The 1,206-nt window shown below is 33.3% G+C and carries 1 rRNA gene; it reads right to left on the bottom strand.

Going from position 1 to position 1,206, the window contains the following annotated elements:
• Positions 1–1,093 precede the first annotated feature (1,093 nt).
• Positions 1,094–1,203: ribosomal RNA gene (rrf, locus tag AB674_RS21545) — 5S ribosomal RNA — on the bottom strand.
• Positions 1,204–1,206 lie beyond the last annotated feature (3 nt).

Raw genomic sequence — 1,206 nt, forward strand, 5'->3', positions numbered from 1 at the left:
TTTTTTTTATAAAAATATTATCTTTTAAAAATTAAGATTTCAGATCAAATTCAAAAGAAGTGAAGTCTTGTGAAAATTTAGACAAACTGCTCTAGTTAGCACTCTAATTTCTTTCTTTGAAACTGACATAGTTTTTATTTTAAATAATACTATTTCTCAATATATAGTTTAACACCTCTTTGTAGCTTCCCTTTTTACAACATCAATTTATCAAGTCTATTTCTTGTAATTCTGTTTTTTTTCAACAAAAGATAAATCTTCATTTTCTTATCTTGTTTTATAGAGTTTCTTACCGAGATTTACTTCGTCTATTCACTTTCGCTCGGGTTTCCTACGTCGAAAAGACAAACGTGATACATATTCTGTAAATAAACTAAATTTCCACATCCAATTCTTTAGCACTTCATTCGCTTTGAACTTGACCCCGGAGTTCTTTCAAAGATTGAAATTAAATTTTTACTTAGCTCAAAGTTTAAGCTTGTCAAGTTTCCTTCGACTTCGCTCAGGATGACACATGGCAAAAGAATGTAAACTAAAAGAAATAAGAATAAAACCAGGGATTTTACAATAAATCAAATTCAAAAGTTGTAAAATTCTCATCTGTACTCTTTTTTTAAACCGCAAAGTTCATTAGGGGTTTACGTAAAGGACGCGAAGATAAAACTAAAATGGATCAAGACACATTGTTGTGGGGAAATAATAAAATCTCACAGAGTCACTAAGGCTAAAAAAGTCAGACACTCACTTTGTCCTTTTTTACGAAGGTGACTCGAACGAAAGCGAATAAACCAAATAAATCTGCATTTGCTGAGCTTGTTTTTACGGAGTTTCTTGCGGAGATTTCTCCTTCGTCGAAAGGACAAACCATGCGTGTGTGTGTGTGTGTGTGTGTGTGTGTGTTAGATAAACTAAATTCTCAAATCTATTTTTCCTTTTTAGACTAACGAATATATAAGCTTAATTTTTGCTACTCCACAGGTTTTAGTGTTGATCCACTAAAATGAACTTACATCACTTATATGGTTTAAAAAAGCAAAACCAAAAAGTTATATAAAACAAAAAACCCTATCCGATTTGGATAGGGTTTTTAAAAGAAAGGCGACGACATACTCTCCCACATAACTGCAGTACCATCTGCGCAGGCGGGCTTAACTACTCTGTTCGGGATGGGAAGAGGTGAGCCCCGCCGCAATAACCACCTTAAGG

Source organism: Flavobacterium sp. ABG (assembly GCF_001027725.1).
In the GTDB taxonomy this organism is placed as follows: domain Bacteria; phylum Bacteroidota; class Bacteroidia; order Flavobacteriales; family Flavobacteriaceae; genus Flavobacterium; species Flavobacterium cupriresistens.